This window comes from Pantoea sp. B270, from assembly GCF_018726825.1.
Classification (GTDB): Bacteria; Pseudomonadota; Gammaproteobacteria; order Enterobacterales; family Enterobacteriaceae; genus Pantoea; species Pantoea dispersa.
On sequence record NZ_JAHCSX010000001.1, the window covers coordinates 908,675 to 926,064 of the forward strand.

15 protein-coding genes are annotated in these 17,390 nt (G+C 58.6%); 5 read left to right on the forward strand and 10 right to left on the reverse strand.

The window, feature by feature from the left end; all coding sequences use genetic code 11:
- The first annotated feature begins 10 nt into the window (after window positions 1-10).
- The gene (araC, locus tag KOL70_RS04475; protein ID WP_136545706.1) at window positions 11-928 is read left to right on the forward strand and encodes an arabinose operon transcriptional regulator AraC; all 918 of its coding nucleotides are present in this window, start codon (window positions 11-13) and stop codon (window positions 926-928) included.
- Window positions 929-1,005: 77 nt separating this feature from the next.
- Complete coding sequence (locus KOL70_RS04480) at window positions 1,006-2,046, forward strand: oxidoreductase (protein WP_021506175.1); 1,041 nt, start codon at window positions 1,006-1,008, stop codon at window positions 2,044-2,046.
- A gap of 62 nt (window positions 2,047-2,108) precedes the next feature.
- On the opposite strand, the gene add is transcribed toward KOL70_RS04480, so the two are convergent.
- The 3 genes from add to malX all read right to left on the reverse strand — a co-directional run bounded on the left by add (window position 2,109) and on the right by malX (window position 5,990).
- Entirely contained in the window at window positions 2,109-3,107 is a 999-nt protein-coding gene (gene add, locus KOL70_RS04485) for an adenosine deaminase (protein ID WP_215480258.1), read from the reverse strand.
- 118 nt (window positions 3,108-3,225) lie between these two features.
- Window positions 3,226-4,401 carry a MalY/PatB family protein gene (locus KOL70_RS04490; RefSeq protein WP_215480259.1) on the reverse strand — a complete coding sequence of 392 codons (1,176 nt, stop codon included), beginning with the start codon at window positions 4,399-4,401 and terminating at the stop codon, window positions 3,226-3,228.
- A gap of 2 nt (window positions 4,402-4,403) precedes the next feature.
- Window positions 4,404-5,990, reverse strand: coding sequence for a maltose/glucose-specific PTS transporter subunit IIBC (malX, locus tag KOL70_RS04495; RefSeq protein ID WP_031279154.1), 1,587 nt, complete (start codon window positions 5,988-5,990; stop codon window positions 4,404-4,406).
- Between the two features lie 177 nt (window positions 5,991-6,167).
- Here malX and malI point away from each other — a divergent pair, with 177 nt between their 5' ends.
- Together malI and KOL70_RS04505 are read left to right on the forward strand one after the other, a co-directional pair.
- On the forward strand, window positions 6,168-7,193 hold the full coding sequence (malI, locus tag KOL70_RS04500; RefSeq protein WP_031279152.1) for a Mal regulon transcriptional regulator MalI: 1,026 nt from the start codon (window positions 6,168-6,170) through the stop codon (window positions 7,191-7,193).
- Window positions 7,194-7,595: 402 nt separating this feature from the next.
- A complete protein-coding gene (locus KOL70_RS04505; RefSeq protein WP_215480260.1) occupies window positions 7,596-8,786 on the forward strand; it encodes a glycosyltransferase in 1,191 nt (396 codons plus the stop codon).
- 80 nt (window positions 8,787-8,866) lie between these two features.
- On the opposite strand, the gene KOL70_RS04510 is transcribed toward KOL70_RS04505, so the two are convergent.
- The 7 genes from KOL70_RS04510 to manA all read right to left on the reverse strand — a co-directional run bounded on the left by KOL70_RS04510 (window position 8,867) and on the right by manA (window position 15,747).
- Window positions 8,867-9,103 (reverse strand): hypothetical protein, encoded by a 237-nt coding sequence (locus KOL70_RS04510; RefSeq protein WP_021506169.1) that lies wholly within the window; start codon window positions 9,101-9,103, stop codon window positions 8,867-8,869.
- Between the two features lie 53 nt (window positions 9,104-9,156).
- Window positions 9,157-10,611 (reverse strand): methyl-accepting chemotaxis protein, encoded by a 1,455-nt coding sequence (locus KOL70_RS04515; RefSeq protein WP_254185832.1) that lies wholly within the window; start codon window positions 10,609-10,611, stop codon window positions 9,157-9,159.
- A gap of 392 nt (window positions 10,612-11,003) precedes the next feature.
- Complete coding sequence (locus tag KOL70_RS04520; RefSeq protein WP_058758468.1) at window positions 11,004-11,651, reverse strand: anti-sigma factor domain-containing protein; 648 nt, start codon at window positions 11,649-11,651, stop codon at window positions 11,004-11,006.
- Entirely contained in the window at window positions 11,648-12,202 is a 555-nt protein-coding gene (locus KOL70_RS04525) for a sigma-70 family RNA polymerase sigma factor (RefSeq protein ID WP_058780621.1), read from the reverse strand. The genes KOL70_RS04520 and KOL70_RS04525 overlap by 4 nt, the downstream gene beginning before the upstream one ends.
- Before the next feature lie 43 nt (window positions 12,203-12,245).
- The gene (locus KOL70_RS04530) at window positions 12,246-12,809 is read right to left on the reverse strand and encodes a fasciclin domain-containing protein (protein WP_031279149.1); all 564 of its coding nucleotides are present in this window, start codon (window positions 12,807-12,809) and stop codon (window positions 12,246-12,248) included.
- A gap of 133 nt (window positions 12,810-12,942) precedes the next feature.
- Window positions 12,943-14,442: a YdgA family protein gene (locus KOL70_RS04535; RefSeq protein WP_215480261.1), complete on the reverse strand. Its 1,500-nt coding sequence runs from the start codon at window positions 14,440-14,442 to the stop codon at window positions 12,943-12,945.
- A gap of 129 nt (window positions 14,443-14,571) precedes the next feature.
- Window positions 14,572-15,747: a mannose-6-phosphate isomerase gene (manA, locus tag KOL70_RS04540; RefSeq protein ID WP_215480262.1), complete on the reverse strand. Its 1,176-nt coding sequence runs from the start codon at window positions 15,745-15,747 to the stop codon at window positions 14,572-14,574.
- A gap of 197 nt (window positions 15,748-15,944) precedes the next feature.
- Here manA and fumC point away from each other — a divergent pair, with 197 nt between their 5' ends.
- Window positions 15,945-17,342, forward strand: coding sequence for a class II fumarate hydratase (fumC, locus tag KOL70_RS04545; RefSeq protein WP_215480263.1), 1,398 nt, complete (start codon window positions 15,945-15,947; stop codon window positions 17,340-17,342).
- Window positions 17,343-17,390 lie beyond the last annotated feature (48 nt).

The following is a 17,390-nucleotide window of genomic DNA, read 5'->3' on the forward strand; positions in this document are numbered from 1 at the left end:
GGAGATCCTTATGTACCACCGCGAAGCGCCGAGTGAGCAGCAAAATCCCTTACTGCCGGGCTATCCGTTTAACGCCTGGCTGGTGGCAGGACTGACGCCGATCAACGCCGGCGATCAGCTCGATTTTTTTATCGATCGCCCGCACGGCATGAAAGGTTACATCCTCAATCTGACCATCAAAGGTCAGGGACGGGTCTTTGACGGCGAGTCAGCTTTTGACTGCGAGCCAGGCGACCTGCTGCTGTTTCAGCCGAAAACGCCGCACTACTATGGCCGCGCGCCGGACAGTCCGTGCTGGCATCATCGCTGGGTCTATTTCCGTCCACGCGCCTACTGGACCGACTGGCTGCAGTGGCAGGATCAGAACCAGGGCGTTGGCCGGCTGCGGTTGCCGGAAGCGCTGCGCGCCGAATTTGACCGCCTGTTTGCCAGCATCGAACAGACGCACAACTCCGGGCGTCGCTTTGCCGAAGAGCTGGCGATGAACCTGCTGGAGCGCCTGCTGCTGCGCGCGGTGGAAGAGGATCCGCGCAGCCATCAGCAAATTCGCGACCCGCGCGTGATTGAAGCCTGCCAGTACGTCACCAATCATCTGGCCAGCGAGGTGAAAATCGAGGAAGTGGCGCGCCACGTCTGTCTGTCGCCGTCGCGTCTGGCCCACCTGTTCCGCGAGCAGATGGGAATCAACCTGTTACGCTGGCGCGAAGATCAGCGGGTGATCCGCGCCAAGCTGCTGTTGCAAACCACTCAGGAACCGATCGCCTCGGTGGGGCGCGAGGTCGGCTACGACGACCAGCTCTACTTCTCGCGCGTGTTCCGCAAGCGGGTGGGCGTCAGTCCGAGCGATTTCCGCCGCCGCAGTCAGGATGCGCACGACGCGCTGGTGGCCCAGGAGAGCTGGCAACCGGCACGGAGTGCGATCTCCTGAGCTTTCAGGTGATTCCGCCTTGTTCTTACTGACTGATTCGTCTTAAATCAGTCAGGTCACGAACAAGAGGAATGAGAATGAGCGATAAACTACGTGTCGGCCTGATCGGCTACGGATTTGCCAGCAAAACCTTCCATGCGCCGCTGATCGCCGGTACGCCAGACGTTGAGCTGGCGGCGATCTCCAGCAGCGATGCCAGTAAAGTGCACGCTGACTGGCCGTCGGTGCAGGTGGTGGCCGATCCCCAGGCGCTGCTGGATGACCCGACGCTGCATCTGATTGTAATTCCTACCCCGAACGACACCCATTTCCCGCTCGCCAAAGCGGCACTTAATGCCGGCAAGCATGTGGTGGTCGATAAACCGTTTACCGTGACACTGTCACAGGCGCGTGAGCTCGATCAGCTGGCCAAAGCCAAAGGGCTGCTGCTGTCAGTGTTCCACAACCGCCGCTGGGACAGCGATTTCCTGACGCTGAAAACGCTGCTGAACGACGGCACGCTGGGCGAGGTGCGCTATCTGGAGTCGCACTTTGACCGTTTCCGTCCGGAAGTGCGTCAGCGCTGGCGCGAAATGAAAGGCCCGGGCAGCGGAATCTGGTTCGATCTTGGACCGCACGTGCTGGACCAGGCGTTGCAGCTGTTTGGACCGCCGGTGGCGATCAACGTCGACATGGCTGAACTGCGTCCCGGCGCGCAAACCACCGATTACTTCCACGCGGTGCTGACTTATCCCACCCGGCGCGTGGTGCTGCACGCCAGCATGCTGGTGGCCGCGGAATCGGCGCGTTTTGTGGTGCACGGCACGCGTGGCAGCTACGTTAAGTACGGGCTCGATCCGCAGGAGGACCGTCTGAAAGCGGGTGAACGTCCGCCGCGTGAAGAGTGGGGCTACGACATGCGCAACGGCACGCTGACGCTGGCCGAGGGCGACGTGATGGTGGAGAAAGAGCTGCTGACGCTGCCGGGCAACTATCCGGCCTATTATGCGGCGATCCGCGACGCCATTGCCGGTAACGGTGCCAACCCGGTTACGGCGGAAGAGGCGATTCAGGTGATGGAGCTGATTGAGCTTGGCTTGCAGTCGGCGGAGAAACGCCAGACACTGTCCCTGAAGTAAACCGGACGGCGTTATCGCCAGCCGATCAACAAGGAGCGCAATCTGCGCTCCTTTTTTATGGCTTATGCCGCCACGCGCTGGCGCAGCGCGGCTTTCTCCGCCTCGGTTAAAAAGGCGATGGCAATGCCGTTCTCCTGCGCCTGGCGAATCTCGGCGGCGCTCAGGCCCGCCTGTGGCGCAGCGACCTCATATTCATGCGCCAGCTCAATGCCCTGTACCGCCGGATCGTCAGTGTTGATGGTTGCCAGAATGCCGTGCTGCAGGAACGCCTTCAGCGGATGGCTGGCCAGCGAGGCCACGGTGCTGGTCTGAATGTTCGACGTCAGGCAGGATTCAACGCCAATGCGCTGTTCGGCGAGGAAATCCATCAGCGCGCGGTCTTCAATCGCTTTGACACCGTGACCGATGCGCTCAGCGCCCAGCTCGCGGATCGCCTGCCAGATGCTCTCCGGTCCGGCGGCTTCACCGGCATGCACGGTGATGCGGAATCCGGCATCGCGGGCGCGGTTAAAGTGGCTGAGGAATTCGCTGCCCGGGAAGCCCAGTTCGTCACCGGCCAGATCGACGGCGGTGATGCCGTCGCGGTGCGCCAGCAGACCTTCCAGCTCGCGCAGGCAGGCTTCTTCGCCGAAGGTGCGGCTCATGATGCCAATCAGCTTCACATCAACGCCGTACTGCTGCACGCCCGCGCGCACGCCATCAATCACCGCTTCCACCACGCCAGCAATCGGCAGCTGATGGTTCATCGCCATATAGCCCGGTGAGAAGCGCAGCTCAGCATAATGGATACCGGCCTGCGCGGCGTCAGCGACGTTTTCCAGCGCAATGCGGCGGCAGGCATCGAGATCGCCCAGCACTTTGACGCCCCAGTCAAGCTTCTGCAGGAAGCTCACCAGGTCCGGCTGGTTGGCGGTCACCTGCACGTGCGGACGCAGCGTATCCAGCGTATCGGCGGGCAGCGCAATATTGAACTGGCGACCTAAATCAAGGATGGTCTGGGCGCGGATATTGCCATCGAGGTGGCGGTGAAGGTCGGTGAGGGGAAGTTTCGCATCAATCATGTCGCACTCGCTGAATTAACGTAAAGTGCAGACCATTATAAAAACATCTTGCGCAACCACGCCAGTGATTTGCGCAAAGCGGATAGCGGATGCTGAATTAATCAGCATCCGCTGTGGTTCAGAACGATTGCAGTGCGGCAATCAGCCGGTCCAGCCCGTCATCCAGCTTGCTGCGCGGGCAGCCAGCGTTGAGACGCAGATAGCTGCGGCTGGCGCTGCCGTAGGTGCTGCCTGGCATAATCGCCACCTTATGCTGCTGGATCAGCCGCTGCTGCAGCGCGACGTCATCAATGGCCAGCGGCGCGGTGTCAATCCATGCCAGATAAGTGGCCTGCGGCGGTTGCCAGTTGAGCCCGGCAAACGCCGCGTTGAGCCGTTGCGCAATGTGCTGCATATTGGCGCGCAGATAATCGCGCAGCGCGTCGAGCCAGGGTGCGCCGTGACGGTAGGCGGCAATAGTCGCAGCCAGCGCCATCACCGCCGGTGACGACAGCCCGTCCTGCTGCTTCAGCGCATGAAACCACGCCTGGCGGTCGTCCGCGTCCGGGATAATGCCCCAGGCGCCGGTCAGCGCCGGAATATTGAAGCTCTTCGAGGCCGAGGTAAACAGCGTCCAGCGGCCTTGTGCCACCTCGCACCATGGCGTGTGGCGCGCCGCGCTCAGCACCATATCCATATGGATTTCATCGCTGATCACGCTCACGCCATGCCGTTCGCACAGTGCCGCCATCTGCTGCAGCTCTGCGCGCTGCCACACTTTGCCGGTGGGATTGTGCGGGCTGCACAGTAACATCACCTTACAGCGCGGCCGCGCCAGCAGGGTTTCCAGCTGAGCCATATCACAGCGCCATGTGCCGCCAGCGCGCTGCAACGGTAACTCCAGCACCCTGCGCTGATTACCGATGATTGTCTGGTAAAAAGCATCATAGGCGGGCGTATGAATCAGCACTTCATCCTCCGCCTGCGTCCAGTGGCGCAGCAGCTGCGCCACCATATAAATCACCGACGGGCCATACACCAGCGACTCTGCCGCGATCTCGCTGGCAAAGCGGCTGCGCATCCAGTGCTGCAGGGCGGAGAGGAAATCCTCGTGCTGCCAGCGGCTGTAGCCCAGCACGCCGTGATTCAGCCGCTGCTGCAACGCGTCAATGATGCAGGGAGCCGTGGCGAAATCCATGTCCGAGATGGTGAAAGGCAGCAGATCTGGTACGCCGAAGCGGTCGGCGACAAAGTCCCACTGCGTGCACCAGCTGCCATGGCGATCCACCACCTGATCAAAATTAAACGCCTGCATATTTACACCGTTGCGCTCATCAGATGGGCCATTTCATCCTTGACCGACTGCACCTGCGGGCCAATCACCACCTGCAGATTGGTCTGGTTAAGGTGCACCACGCCAATGGCACCGTTGGCTTTCAGCGCGGCATCGTCGACCTTGCTCATGTCGGCGACCGACAGGCGCAGGCGCGTCAGGCAGTTATCCAGCGAGGTGATGTTGTCAACGCCGCCCAGCGCCGCGAGAATCGCTGGCGTGTTGTAGCCGGATTTGCCGACACCGGCGCGGCTGACCTGCTGCTCAACGCGGCTGGTTTCTGCTTCACGGCCCGGCGTTTTGATATTGAAGCGGGTGATGGCGAAACGGAAGATGGCGTAGTAACCGACAAACCACACGGCGGCAATCACCGGCACCCAGTACCATTTGGTGGAGAGGCCGTGCAGCACGCCAAACACGAAGAAGTCGATCACGTTGCCGTCGGTATTACCGATGGTCACGCCGAGCATCGCCATCACGGTGAAGCCGAGACCGGTCAGCAGCGCGTGGATCAGATACAGTACCGGCGCGACAAACAGGAACAGAAACTCAATCGGTTCGGTGGTGCCGCCAACCACGCAGGCAACCACGCCAGAAATCAGCAGGCCTTTAATTTTGTGACGGTTTTCCGGGCGCGCGCAGTGGTAAATCGCCAGCGCTGCTCCCGGCAGGCCACCAAGGAATGCCGGCATTTTACCCTGCGACAGGAAGCGGGTGGCGCTTTCCGCGAAGCCGTGGGTTTCCGGACAGGCCAGCTGCGCCTGGAAGATGGTCAGCGCGCCGCTGACGCTGTGACCACACACCTCCATGGTGCCACCGGCATCGGTGAAGCGAATAATCGCCACCAGAATATGCTGCAGGCCAAACGGCAGCAGCAGACGTTCACCGGTGCCGAAGATCATCGGGCCGAATTCGCCCGCGCTATTGATCATCCAGCCAAGACCGGTAATCGCGCGCGCAAAGAATGGCCAGATCAGCGGTACCACCAGCCCCAGCAGACCCATCACCACGGTGGTGATAATCGGCACAAAGCGCGTGCCGCCGAAGAATGCCAGCGCATCCGGCAGGCGAATATTGTGAAAACGCTCGTGCAGCCAGAACACCACAATGCCGACAATCACCGCGCCGAGAATACCGGTGTCGATGGACTGAATGCCGAGAATGTTCTGCACGTTATTGGCTTTCAGCACCGCCGCATCGGTAGTCGGCAGAATCCCGTTAATGTTCAGCCAGAAATTAACGCTGAGATTGAGCACCGCAAAGCCGACGAAGCCGGCAAACGCCGCCACGCCTTTGTTTTCCCGCGCCATGCCCAGCGGGATGGCGATGGCAAACATAACCGGCAAATAGCTAAAGGCAAAGGAGCCGATTTTCGCCATCCAGATAAACAGGTATTGCAGGAACGGCTGGTCGAGCAGCGGAATCAGCGTCAGTACATCATGGCTGCTGAGTGAACTGCCGATCCCTAGCATGATGCCGCAAAACGATAGCAGCGCCACGGGTAGCATGAAGGTTTTCCCCAGGCTCTGGAAAAATTCCCAGAGCGACATTTTGGGTTGGCTGTGAGGCATAGTCTCTCCTGGCTAAAAAGTAACAAGCGGGTAAAGTGGTGGAGGATGATAAAACGTTTTATCATGGCTTTTTGTGGTGATAATCACAAAGCGTGACGAGTATCAGGCTTTATTTTTATGCGAATCAGTGTAACGTTTTACCTCTTTGAATTTTCCGGCTACGAAAAGCGTCACACTATGTCCCAGCAGAAAATCACCATCCATGATGTCGCGCAGGCCGCTGGCGTATCGGTCAGCACGGTATCGCTGGTGCTGTCCGGCAAAGGGCGTATTTCACCCGCCACCGCCGCGCGGGTGAATCAGGCGATTGAGCAACTCGGCTATGTGCGTAACCGCTCGGCCTCCATGCTGCGCGGCGGTGAGAGCGGGGTGATTGGCCTGATCGTGCGCGATCTCAGCCAGCCCTTTTATGCAGCAATGACGGCGGGACTGAGCGAGGTGCTGGAGCAGCAGGGCAAAGTGCTGGTGCTGACGCAGAGTGGTCAGCACGGCCAGCATCTGCAGCGCTGTTTTGATTCGCTGGCGGCGCAGGGTGCCGATGGCATTGTGCTGGGCGGCGCGGTGGCGCAGGCGGAATCGCTGCGGCTGCAGGCGCAGGAGCAAAATATTGCGCTGATCTGCGCCGCGCGCGCCAGCAGTCTGGAAAAAGTCGATTCGCTGCGTCCGGATAACAGCCAGGCGGCGCGGATGGCCACCGAGTATCTGATCAAACAGGGACATCAGCGCATTGCCTGGGTGGGCGGTCTGGGGTCCTCACTGACGCGCGCCGAACGTATCGGCGGCTATTGCGCCACGCTGCTGCAGTACGGTTTGCCGTTTCGCCCGGACTGGATTATCGAATGTGACGATCGCCAGCAGAGCGTCTCTGCGCTGACGCAGGCGCTGCTGCATCAGCATCCGCGTATTACCGCTATTCTGGCCCACAATGCCAGCACCACGCTCGGCTGCTATTTCGGCGCGCTGCGCAGCGGCCGCACCCTCGGGGAAGACGCCGTGGACAGTTACTACACCCAGCAGCTGGCACTGGTCGGCTTTAATGACGATCCGCAACCTGAGCTGAACGATCCGGCGTTGACGTTTGTCAGCAGTGAAGCGCGCATCGTCGGGCGGCGTGCGGCAGAACGCATATTACAGCGCCTGGCGCAGCCACAGGCCGATGTGCAGACGTTAATCGTGCCGCCGCAGCTGGTGCAGGGCCGCTAAGCCTGTCGCCCGCCCGGCGTCAGATCATTACTCGCCACGTTTCTGTTACCGCTGCTTACCGATTTTCAGCCGGCCTGTGATCATCGTTCTGCTTATGCATGGCGGGCCAGCAGAAAATAAAGATTAAGCTTCAACATCAAATATTGACACGAAACTGTCATAATATGGCCAGCGTTAAATGAAAATCAACGCGTTAGCCATTTTTATAAATTCCGCGAATTTTGTATTGATTAATATTCTTTACCGGCCGCGCCTGTATTTTATTCAGGCTGGCTGATGTTATTACCTGTCACAAAATGTGTATTTTCTTATTGTTTAGCGCGGGTTTACTTGCTCGCTGGATTTGTGACTGGCGAGGAATATACTGCCAGCTATGCTTATTTTTCCTGTGCCGGGGCACGTATGAAAATAATCGTAAATGGGAAAGGTTATCCGGAAAAGAGAAATATCATCGTCAACGATTCACACCATTATCTCAATCTGAAATATAAAAATATCTGGTTTTATCGTAACGCCGTCAGGCAGAAAATCCGCAAAGCCAATAAGTTGTTTATTTTCGCGCCGCTACCGTTCTCGGTGCCGGACGATGCGCAAATCATCCATCTTTTTAATGAAGTGGCCTGCACGAAAAAACGCTGGATGGCGACATTTGAAACCGAAATTCCGCGCGTGCTGCCGGTGCCGGGCATGGCCAAACTGCATAATCCACAATTGCAGAAACAACTCAAACTGATCGCGGCACCGCAGTGTACGGCGCTGCTGGCCATTTCCGACGCAACGAAAAAGATTCAAATCAAGCTGTTACAGGCGTTTCCGCAGCAGGCTGCAGCCATTTTGCCTAAACTGCACACCCTGCATCCGCCGCAGGCAATTATCTGTGATCGGGTCAGGCCGGTGAATCAGGCGAAGCTGACGTTCAGCTTTGTCGGCAATGAGTTTTATCGTAAAGGTGGGGCGGAAGTGGTGCTGGCCTTTAGCGAGTTGCTGGCAGAAGGCATCATTCACCCCGACAGCGTGCAGGTGAATTTAACGGGCAACCTGAAGCATCGCTATAATATCGCGCACGGCGCGCAGCAGGATGACGCGCAATTTCATCAGCGGATTGAAGACCTGATTAATCAGCAGGCAATCTTCAGGCATGAAACATTTTTGCAAAATGATCGGCTGATGAAAATGCTCGAACAGACCGATGTGGGATTATTACCGACCTGGCAGGATACCTACGGCTTTTCAGTGCTGGAAATGCAGGCGTGCGGCTGTCCGGTCATTACCACTAATGTGCGCGCACTGCCGGAAATAAACCCGGCTTCGGCCGGCTGGCTTATTGATTGTCCGCTGAATGATATGTTTGAAATCGCCATCGCTTCAGCGCAGGAGAAACAGGCGATCAGGGACAGAATTATTGCGCAGCTCAAACAGATCATCACGCAGATGATGGCGCAGCGCGAGGCGATCAGCACCCGCTCGGCGCGGGCGCTGCAAAGAATTAAAGACCAGCACGATCCGGCGCGCTTTCGCGCCCGTCTCGACGCCTTTTATCAGCAGACAGCACAGGTGAATCGTGCCCCGGGCGTCAGCGCTAAAGAGATTTGACGCATTAATCACGCCGGGTGAAGGAAGCGGATCCCCGGTTATCGCCGGTGGCGCTGACGCAACGGCCAGCGCGCACGGCATTAGCGGGCTCTGGCCGTCAGACTAAAATAGGGATGTTTTCCTGCCAGCAGCAGCAAAAACTCATATTCTCCCTGACTGAGCGGCGACGGTTTTGCTGCGGACTCCTTCATCTGCCAGACCCGCAGGCTAAGGTCGAAGCGTTCAGCCGCGTGCAGTTGGGTCATGCCCGTGGCGATGCGTAAGTCACGGACATCAGTCTGAACCGGAACGATGTGCTGCAATGATTGATGACTCATAAGTTCTTCTCTTTCTGTGGCCTGTCCCTGGCGGTATGGTTATCGGCTGCGAGCTATGCCGGGTCAGAGACGGCAAGCTTTTCTGTCGCGAAGCTGCCGGTGGCTGAAACGGGGCGCTGACCGGCCAGCAGCGCGCAGTGCTGCGGGCTGTCAGAAAAGTTAAAATGACTGATCACCGCAGCCAGCGTTCCGGTACGGCCATTCAGGCTGCCGGCCGAGGCGGCAATCTCTTTCACCAGGGCGGCATTCTGCTGGGTAACGCGATCCAGATCGGTCACGGCCAGCGTAACCTGGGCAATGCCTTTGCTCTGTTCGTCTGACGCCAGCGCAATCTGGCCAATCAGCGAGGTGACGGCTGAAACGCTTTGCGTGGCGCTGTCCATGATCGCGCCGGCGCGCTGCGCGGTCTGCGCGCCCTCGCCAACGCGCGTCACGGTACCATTAATCAGCCCTTCGATCTCCTTCGCGGCGCTGGCGCTGCGTTGTGCCAGCGTGCGCACTTCAGCTGCCACCACGGCAAAGCCGCGTCCCTGCTCACCGGCGCGAGCGGCTTCAACAGCCGCGTTCAATGCCAGAATATTGGTCTGAAACGCGATGCTGTTAACCGTGGCGGTGAACTGACGGATTTTATCGGCTTCGGTGGCGATATCGGCCATCATCGCTGACACGCTTTTCACCAGCGCTTCGCCGTCGCGTGTGGTGCGCGCCGCATCCTCAGCCAGCTCGCGCGCTTCGCCGGCGCTGTGGGCATTTTTCTCTACGGTGGCGCTAAGCTGCTCCATGCTGGCCGAGGTCTGCTCGAGCGCAGCCGCCTGGCGGGTGGTGCGGTCGGACAGATCGGCGTTGCCGCTGGCGATATCCGCAGACTCCTTGCGCAGCACGTCGGTGTTGTCATGCACGGCACGCACCGTGGTCAGCAGGCTCTGCTGCATCAGCCTGACCAGCGGAATCAGCTGACCCACACAGTTGCGGCCAAAATCCTGCGGTTCCCGCGTAAGATCGCCAGCGGCGATGCCGCGGAAATGTTCCCGCAGCGCCCCCAGCGGCCGTACCAGATGCGTGACCAGAAAACGGTCACAGAACAGCAGCAGCGCGAGCATCAGCAGTGCAGCTATGCCAAAGGCCATTTGCAGACGCTGGCGATCGGACTGGTCGGCATGGTTATTCGCTGCGATGTCGCGCTGCAGCAACTGCAGGCGCTCAGCCGCAGGCAGCGCAAAGTCAGCCGGCGATGCGGCGAGGGCGGCACGCAGCGGCGCCCAGTCGCTATCGGCCGGCGCATCGGCCGCTACGGCCGCTTTTGCCGCCGTGGTTCCCGATGCCATCACTAAACTGGCGCGATTGAGAAACAGCAGCTGGCTGGTCAGTGTGGCGTTATGCAGTTCGCGCTGATGCATGTCGCGCAGCACCGTGCTGCCATAGATCCCGGCCAGCGCCACAATCAGTAGCGCCGCGACCAGGATGCACTGCACAACCCGGCGAATGGTGAAGTTTTTAAGAAATTGCATGGTGAGTTTCCCCGGTGTCGTTTAAGACACAATGGTGTCGAGCGTTATTATTTATTGTTCGCGATAATATCGCGTACTATGGTTTAGCGTTTTAAGCATGGCAGGGAATTCTGAAAAAGAAAATGAATCGTCGATAAAATATTTCTTTCCCAAAGATATGCCAGATTAATTTACAAGAGGGTTATTTCGCCTGGCCGCGGCAGTAAAGCTCGCCGGCGGATAAATAAACTTTCATTGTTTTTGCCGTTTGCTGAAATTGAGCGTTCAGTGCCCGTTAATTTAGCTTAAGTCACGCCGTAATGATTAACAGCACTCCGCCTGCAACACGCTGGGCGTCAACAAATAATAAACGCTGCCGTGTTAACGCTAATTTCACCCGTGACCATCACCGATTATAAATTCACACTGTAAAGCACCGGACCCGTTGGACGTCCGGTTGGTGAACCGCCGTGCGGCTCGAGACTGATCGCCAGCGTCGCCTTAACCAGGGACTGCTGTTTCTCAATCGGATACTGCTGCGGCGCACTTCCGGTGACCAGACCGAGTGAAACTGGCGCCCGGCCAGGCGGAATCAGCCACAGTTCCAGACTCTGATCCGCCCTGACCGCGCTGACCTGCAGCGGCGCCAGACTGATCACGTCCTGCCGGCGGCTGGCGCTCACCACCCATTGCTGACTGTGTTGCGCATCGGTCAGCACCGCCAGCGGTGTCATCACCGGCTCGCGCAGCCAGTAAGCCGACAGCGCGAAGCCCAGCGCGACGCAGGCGGCAGCCAGCCACGGTAGCGTCCGGCGTGCGGGCGCGACGCGCTTGTCGGGCGGCAGGGAAAGGGCAATTTTTTTCCACAGCGTTTCCGGCGGCGTGACGGGCGGCTGAACCTGGTCGAGACCCGCCAGCAGCGTCTGCCAGCGGGCGACCTGCGCTGCCAGCGCCGGCTCGGCCTGCAGTCTGCGCTGAAAACGCAATCGCGCGCTGCCGCGCAGCGTGCCGAGGGCATACTCCGCCGCCAGGGCGTCATCCCGCTGCACCTTGTCACTCATCGTCCAACACACTCCCGCAGGTGGTCCAGGCCACGTCGAATCCAGCTTTTAACCGAGCCCACTGGCTGCTGCAGCCACCCGGCAATGTCGCTATGTGATAAGCCCTGATAATAGGCCAGCGCGATCGACTGGCGCTGTTCACTGCTCAAATGCTGCAGACAGTGGTGCAGGCGGGCAACCTCGCGATCGTGCTGCTCATCCAGACTGACGTCACCCGGCGTGCTGCTTAAATCGTCGAGCCAGGCTTCATCGGCATGGAATTGTCTGGCATAGCCGCTGCGCAGCCAGTCAATACAACGGTTGCGTACAATGTGCGTCATCCAGGTCAGGGGAGAACTGAGCGCGCTGTTAAATGACGCGGCGTTGTGCCAGACCGTGATGTAGCATTCATGCAGAATCTCTTCCGCCCACGCCCGCTGGCGTAACATGCGTAGCGCTACCGCAAACAGATGCGGGGAAGTCAGCCGGTACAGCTGTTCAAAAGCCAGGCGGTCGCTCTTCGCGACCGCCTGTATTAAGGCTATTTGTTGCTCAGCCTGAGAGGCGTCCATAATACTCCTGGCCGGTTTGTTTAACCTTACCGAGTATAGACAGTTATTCAGGCATTAAGACGGTATCAATAACGTCAATGACGCCATTTTTCTGGTTTACATCATAAGTGCTGATATTTGCCACATTACCCTGACCATCTTTCAGCTGAATATTGTGTGGCCCGTTGCTCATAATCCACAGCGGCTGACCATTCACCGTTTTCAATTCGGCTTTACCGCCACCCTGTTTAATTTTTTGCTCCAGCGCTTTCATATCATATTTACCGGCGACCACATGGTAGGTCAGCACGCTGGTGAGTTTGGCTTTGTTTTCCGGTTTGAGAAGTGCATCAACGGTGCCGGCAGGCAGTTTGGCAAAGGCGGCGTTAGTCGGCGCAAACACCGTAAACGGGCCTTTACCCTGTAAGGTATCGACCAGACCCGCGGCTTTAACGGCGGCGACCAGCGTAGTGTGATCCTTCGAGTTCAGGGCGTTTTCAATAATGTTTTTTTGTGGATACATTGCCGCGCCGCCTACCATCACCGAATCGGCGTGCATGGCCGCCATCGCAGCGTTCGCGCCAAGCAGGGCGGCAGACAGGACGGCATAACTGATTAACTTTTTCATCATATATCCTCATTGAAGGAGCAGAAGGGTGCTCACAAAGGGATATACGTACGGTGCGGCTGAACGGATGCAGAAAAGGGTGAAATTTTTTTGCCGGGGGAAAACGGCAGCCCGGAGCGGGCTGCCGCGGGGATTACTCTGGCATGCCTTCGCTGGTTGGCGCGCCTAACATGTAGCGCGACAGGAACTGCTCCAGCGTCATTTTGTCGCCATTCATGGTGACCTGACCGTTAGCGTATTGCAGGCTGGTAGTGATGTTATCGTCCTGCTGCTGCGTCAGGCGGAACATCTGGCCCATCGCCGCCAGGCCTTTCACCTGCTGATCGGCCAGCTTCTGCGCGTCATCACCCTGATAACCTTCCGCCAGCCCGACGTGACGCATCACTTCGGTCGCCATCGGCATATTGATGCTCAGCTTGCCGTCGAGCGTTTTCAGCACGCGATCCACGGCGGCACCCAGACTCTGCGGTTCACCGGTGACGGTCGCCGGATCGTTAAAACCGACGTTAAGGTTGAACGTGCTCTCGCCTTTGTCATTTTTCCAGCTCAGCGGTGCCACGCTCACGGTCGGTGAACCTTTCAGCAGGGTCGGCAGGTTATTTCTCAGAATGGTCTGCACGCTGGCCTGGTAGCGGATAGGATCGTCCACCACGCCAGGCTGGTTCAGCAGATCCTGCATCTGCGCATTGTATTGGTCAGAGAAGGTTTTCACCGCCTGAGCATCAAACTGCGCAAATTTCATCGCCAGTTTGGCTTCGCCGAACGGCTGTTTCTGCAGGCTGATGCTATCAACCTGATAATCAATCTGGCCGCCAATCTTACCGTCTTTGTTGTCGAACGAGGACTTCCCGTCCAGCTTCTCCAGCGTCAGGCCTTCCTGACCGTTAATGCTGGCATCGAGCTTATCCAGCGTGATGGTCTGGTCGCCGACGCGCACGCCTTCCGGACTCAGGTGGGTGTCACCGCCCAGCTTCAGACCATTAAGGGTAAACAGCACCGGTTGCTGCAGCTGGTTTTTGCTGGTGACGGCGATGCTGGAGAAGTCGCCCTGCAGACTGATTTTGTCGCCTTTGCTGTCCGCGCTGACGTTGAGCGTGCCGCCGTTGGTGGCGAGGCGATCACCGGTCTGCGCATTGCTGTAATCCACCGGCAGCAGGTGCAGCGCGGTATCGGTCGCGCCGCTGTAACCAACGCGGGTATCGGCATTAACCAGCGATTTGCCCTGGGTCAGTTCAAACAGTTTCTTCACCGCATCGGTGTTTTCCAGTTCGGTGTGCACCGAGGCCATGCTGGGGATCAGGTTGCCGCGCTTCAGCTGAGCAAACGGGAAAGGACCGTGGTCGATGGTTTCGTTGAGCACGATGCTTTGGCCCGGCTTCAGCAGCGGATTGTCTTCGGTCTGCGAACTGGCCTGAATTACCAGTTTGGTTTTGCTGCTGAATACGCCACGCTGGTAATCCTGATAGCTGAGCGTCAGACGGCTATTCGGCGCGTACGCGTTGATCTGGCTGTTGGCATTTTGCAGCATCTCATCCATGTGGCTTTCCATCTGTTTACCGGTAAACCACGCTGCGCCAGTCCAGATTACGCCGAGCGCCACAATCACACCTACGGCAACCTTGGTCTTTTTCATCGCTGAGTCGTCCTTATCCTTGCGTGCGCATACCGTTGGGCCGCGCGACGGGTGAAGAAAAACGCCCGCAGGCGTTTTTTAATTAATAGTTTGAAATAATAGCAGTTAATGCTGCAGGCGTCAGCCGCCTCACGTCAGCGCGTTGTACACCCGCGCCAGACGACCGGTCCCCGCCGCGCTCACCGGCGACTCGCTGGCTGCGACAAAGCAGGATTCGCCCGGTTGCAGTACCAGCTGCTGTCCGGCCTTTTCAATCACCGCCTGGCCTTCAATGCAGAACAGCAGGGCGGCACTGTGCTGTGCCAGCGTTTGCGGCGTGGCCGAGAGCGTATGGATGGCGAAGGCAAAATCCTCTACCGGAATCGGGAAGTTCAGGCTGTCGCCCTGCGTCTGCGGCTGCGTGAGCAGCGTCGCCGCCGGTTTGGCCTCGAACTTCAGGTTGGCCAGCAGTTCCGGAATATCAATGAATTTCGGCGTCAGGCCGGCGCGCAGCACGTTATCCGAATTGGCCATCACCTCCAGCGCCACGCCTTTCAGATAGGCATGCGGCGTTTCGGCGAACAGGAACATCGCCTCACCCGGTTGCAGGGTGATGACATTCAGCAGCAGCGGTGAGAACAGGCCATTATCGTCCGGATAGTCGCTGGCGATCGTTTTGATGGTCTGCCACGGTTCGCCTTCGCGCGCGTTCAGCGCGGATTTCAGCACGCCGAGCGCGCGGGTTTTGCTCTCGTCTTTCAGCGACAGCAGGGTAGCGAACAGTTTAGCCAGCGCGGCTTCGCTGGCGTTTTCAAGGAAATGGGCGATCTGCGGATGCGCGCCCGCGACCGGCTCCAGCAGCGAGACAATCTCCGGCAGTTCGCGAAAGCCGTTCATCGCCTGGAACGGCGTCAGGGCATACACCAGTTCGGGCTTGTGGTTAGCATCTTTATAGTTGCGCTCGGCGGCGCTGAGCGGAATGCCCGCCGCGTTTTCACGCGCGAAACCGGCTTCTGCGGCAGTTTTACTGGGATGCACCTGAATCGATAACGGCTGATCGGCGCACAGCACTTTAAACAGAAACGGCAGCTCACCGAAACGCTGCGCTACCGCAGCGCCCAGCGTCGCGAGCGGATCGTCATTGATCACGTCACGCAGCGAACGGGTGACGCCATTCAATTCAACGGTAGAGGGGCTTTTCGGGTGCGCGCCCATCCATAATTCCGCCATCGGCAATCCCTGCGGGTTTTCGATGCCGTAGAGTTCGGTCAGCGCGGTTTTGCTGCCCCATGCATAATTTTGCAGCGAATTGTTCAATTTTTGCATCGGTTACCCTTAATAACGGTAAGTAAATAAGCGTATTAAAGCAGAAAGTGCCATAGAAAATACACGAACAAGTGCAATAAACGCGATGGGCTCGCATAATGTTAATTTCTTGTATGTGACAATCTTGCTCGCTCTAAGGCGTCGCGGGAAGACGACTTAGGCGGAAACCTCAAAATCTGAGCTAAGGAGACGTAGTCATGGCAGCCAACCGCATTGAAAAAGATTCAATGGGTCCGATCGAAGTTCCGGCAGATAAGTTGTGGGGCGCACAAACGCAGCGTTCGCTGGAGCACTTCCGTATCTCCACCGAGAAGATGCCCGTGGCGCTGGTGCACGCGCTGGCGCTGACCAAGCGCGCCGCCGCCCAGGTTAACCGCGATCTGGGGCTGCTGCCGGCTGAACGGGCCGGGGCGATTATCGACGCCGCTGATGAGGTGCTGGCCGACCAGCACAGCGACGAGTTCCCGCTGGCCATCTGGCAGACCGGCTCCGGCACCCAGACCAACATGAACATGAATGAAGTGCTGGCTAACCGCGCCAGCGAATTGCTGGGCGGCGAGCGCGGCATGTCGCGCAAAGTGCATCCGAATGATGATGTTAACAAAAGCCAGAGCTCCAACGATGTGTTCCCGACGGCGATGCACGTTGCTGCGGTGATTGCGCTGCGCGAACAGCTGATCCCGCAAATTGAGGTGCTGAAAAACACCCTGAGCGAGAAGTCCGTCGCGTTTAAAGACATCGTTAAAATTGGTCGTACCCACCTGCAGGACGCCACACCGCTGACGCTCGGCCAGGAGATTTCCGGCTGGGTTGCCATGCTGGAGCACAATCTGAAGCACATCGAACACAGAATTCCGCATGTCGCCGAGCTGGCGCTGGGCGGCACCGCGGTCGGTACCGGTCTAAATACCCATCCGGAATATGCAGTGCGCGTGGCGAAAGCGCTGGCCGACCTGACGCAGCAACCTTTTGTCACCGCGCCCAACAAGTTTGAAGCGCTGGCGACCTGCGACGCGCTGGTGCATGCGCACGGCGCGCTGAAAGGCCTGGCCGCCTCGCTGATGAAAATCGCTAACGACGTGCGCTGGCTGTCGTCCGGTCCGCGCTGCGGCATCGGTGAAATCAGCATCCCGGAAAATGAGCCCGGCAGCTCGATCATGCCAGGCAAAGTCAATCCAACGCAGTGTGAAGCGCTGACCATGCTGTGCTGCCAGGTGATGGGCAATGACGTGGCGGTGAACATGGGCGGTGCGTCCGGAAACTTCGAACTCAACGTCTACCGGCCAATGGTGATCCACAACTTCCTGCAGTCGGTACGGCTGCTGGCCGACGGCATGGACAGCTTCAATCACCATTGCGCGGTGGGCATTGAGCCCAACCGCGAGCGCATCGATCAGCTGCTCAACGAGTCGCTGATGCTGGTTACCGCGCTGAATACCCATATCGGCTATGACAAAGCGGCGGAAATTGCCAAGCAGGCGCACAAACAGGGGCTGACGCTGAAGGCCTCGGCGCTGAAGCTCGGCTACCTGACTGAAGCGCAGTTTGACGAATGGGTGCGGCCGGAAGAGATGGTTGGCAGCATGAAGCAATAGCTTTACTGCCGGGCACCGCAGCGCGACCTGTCGCGCTGTTTTTTTGCC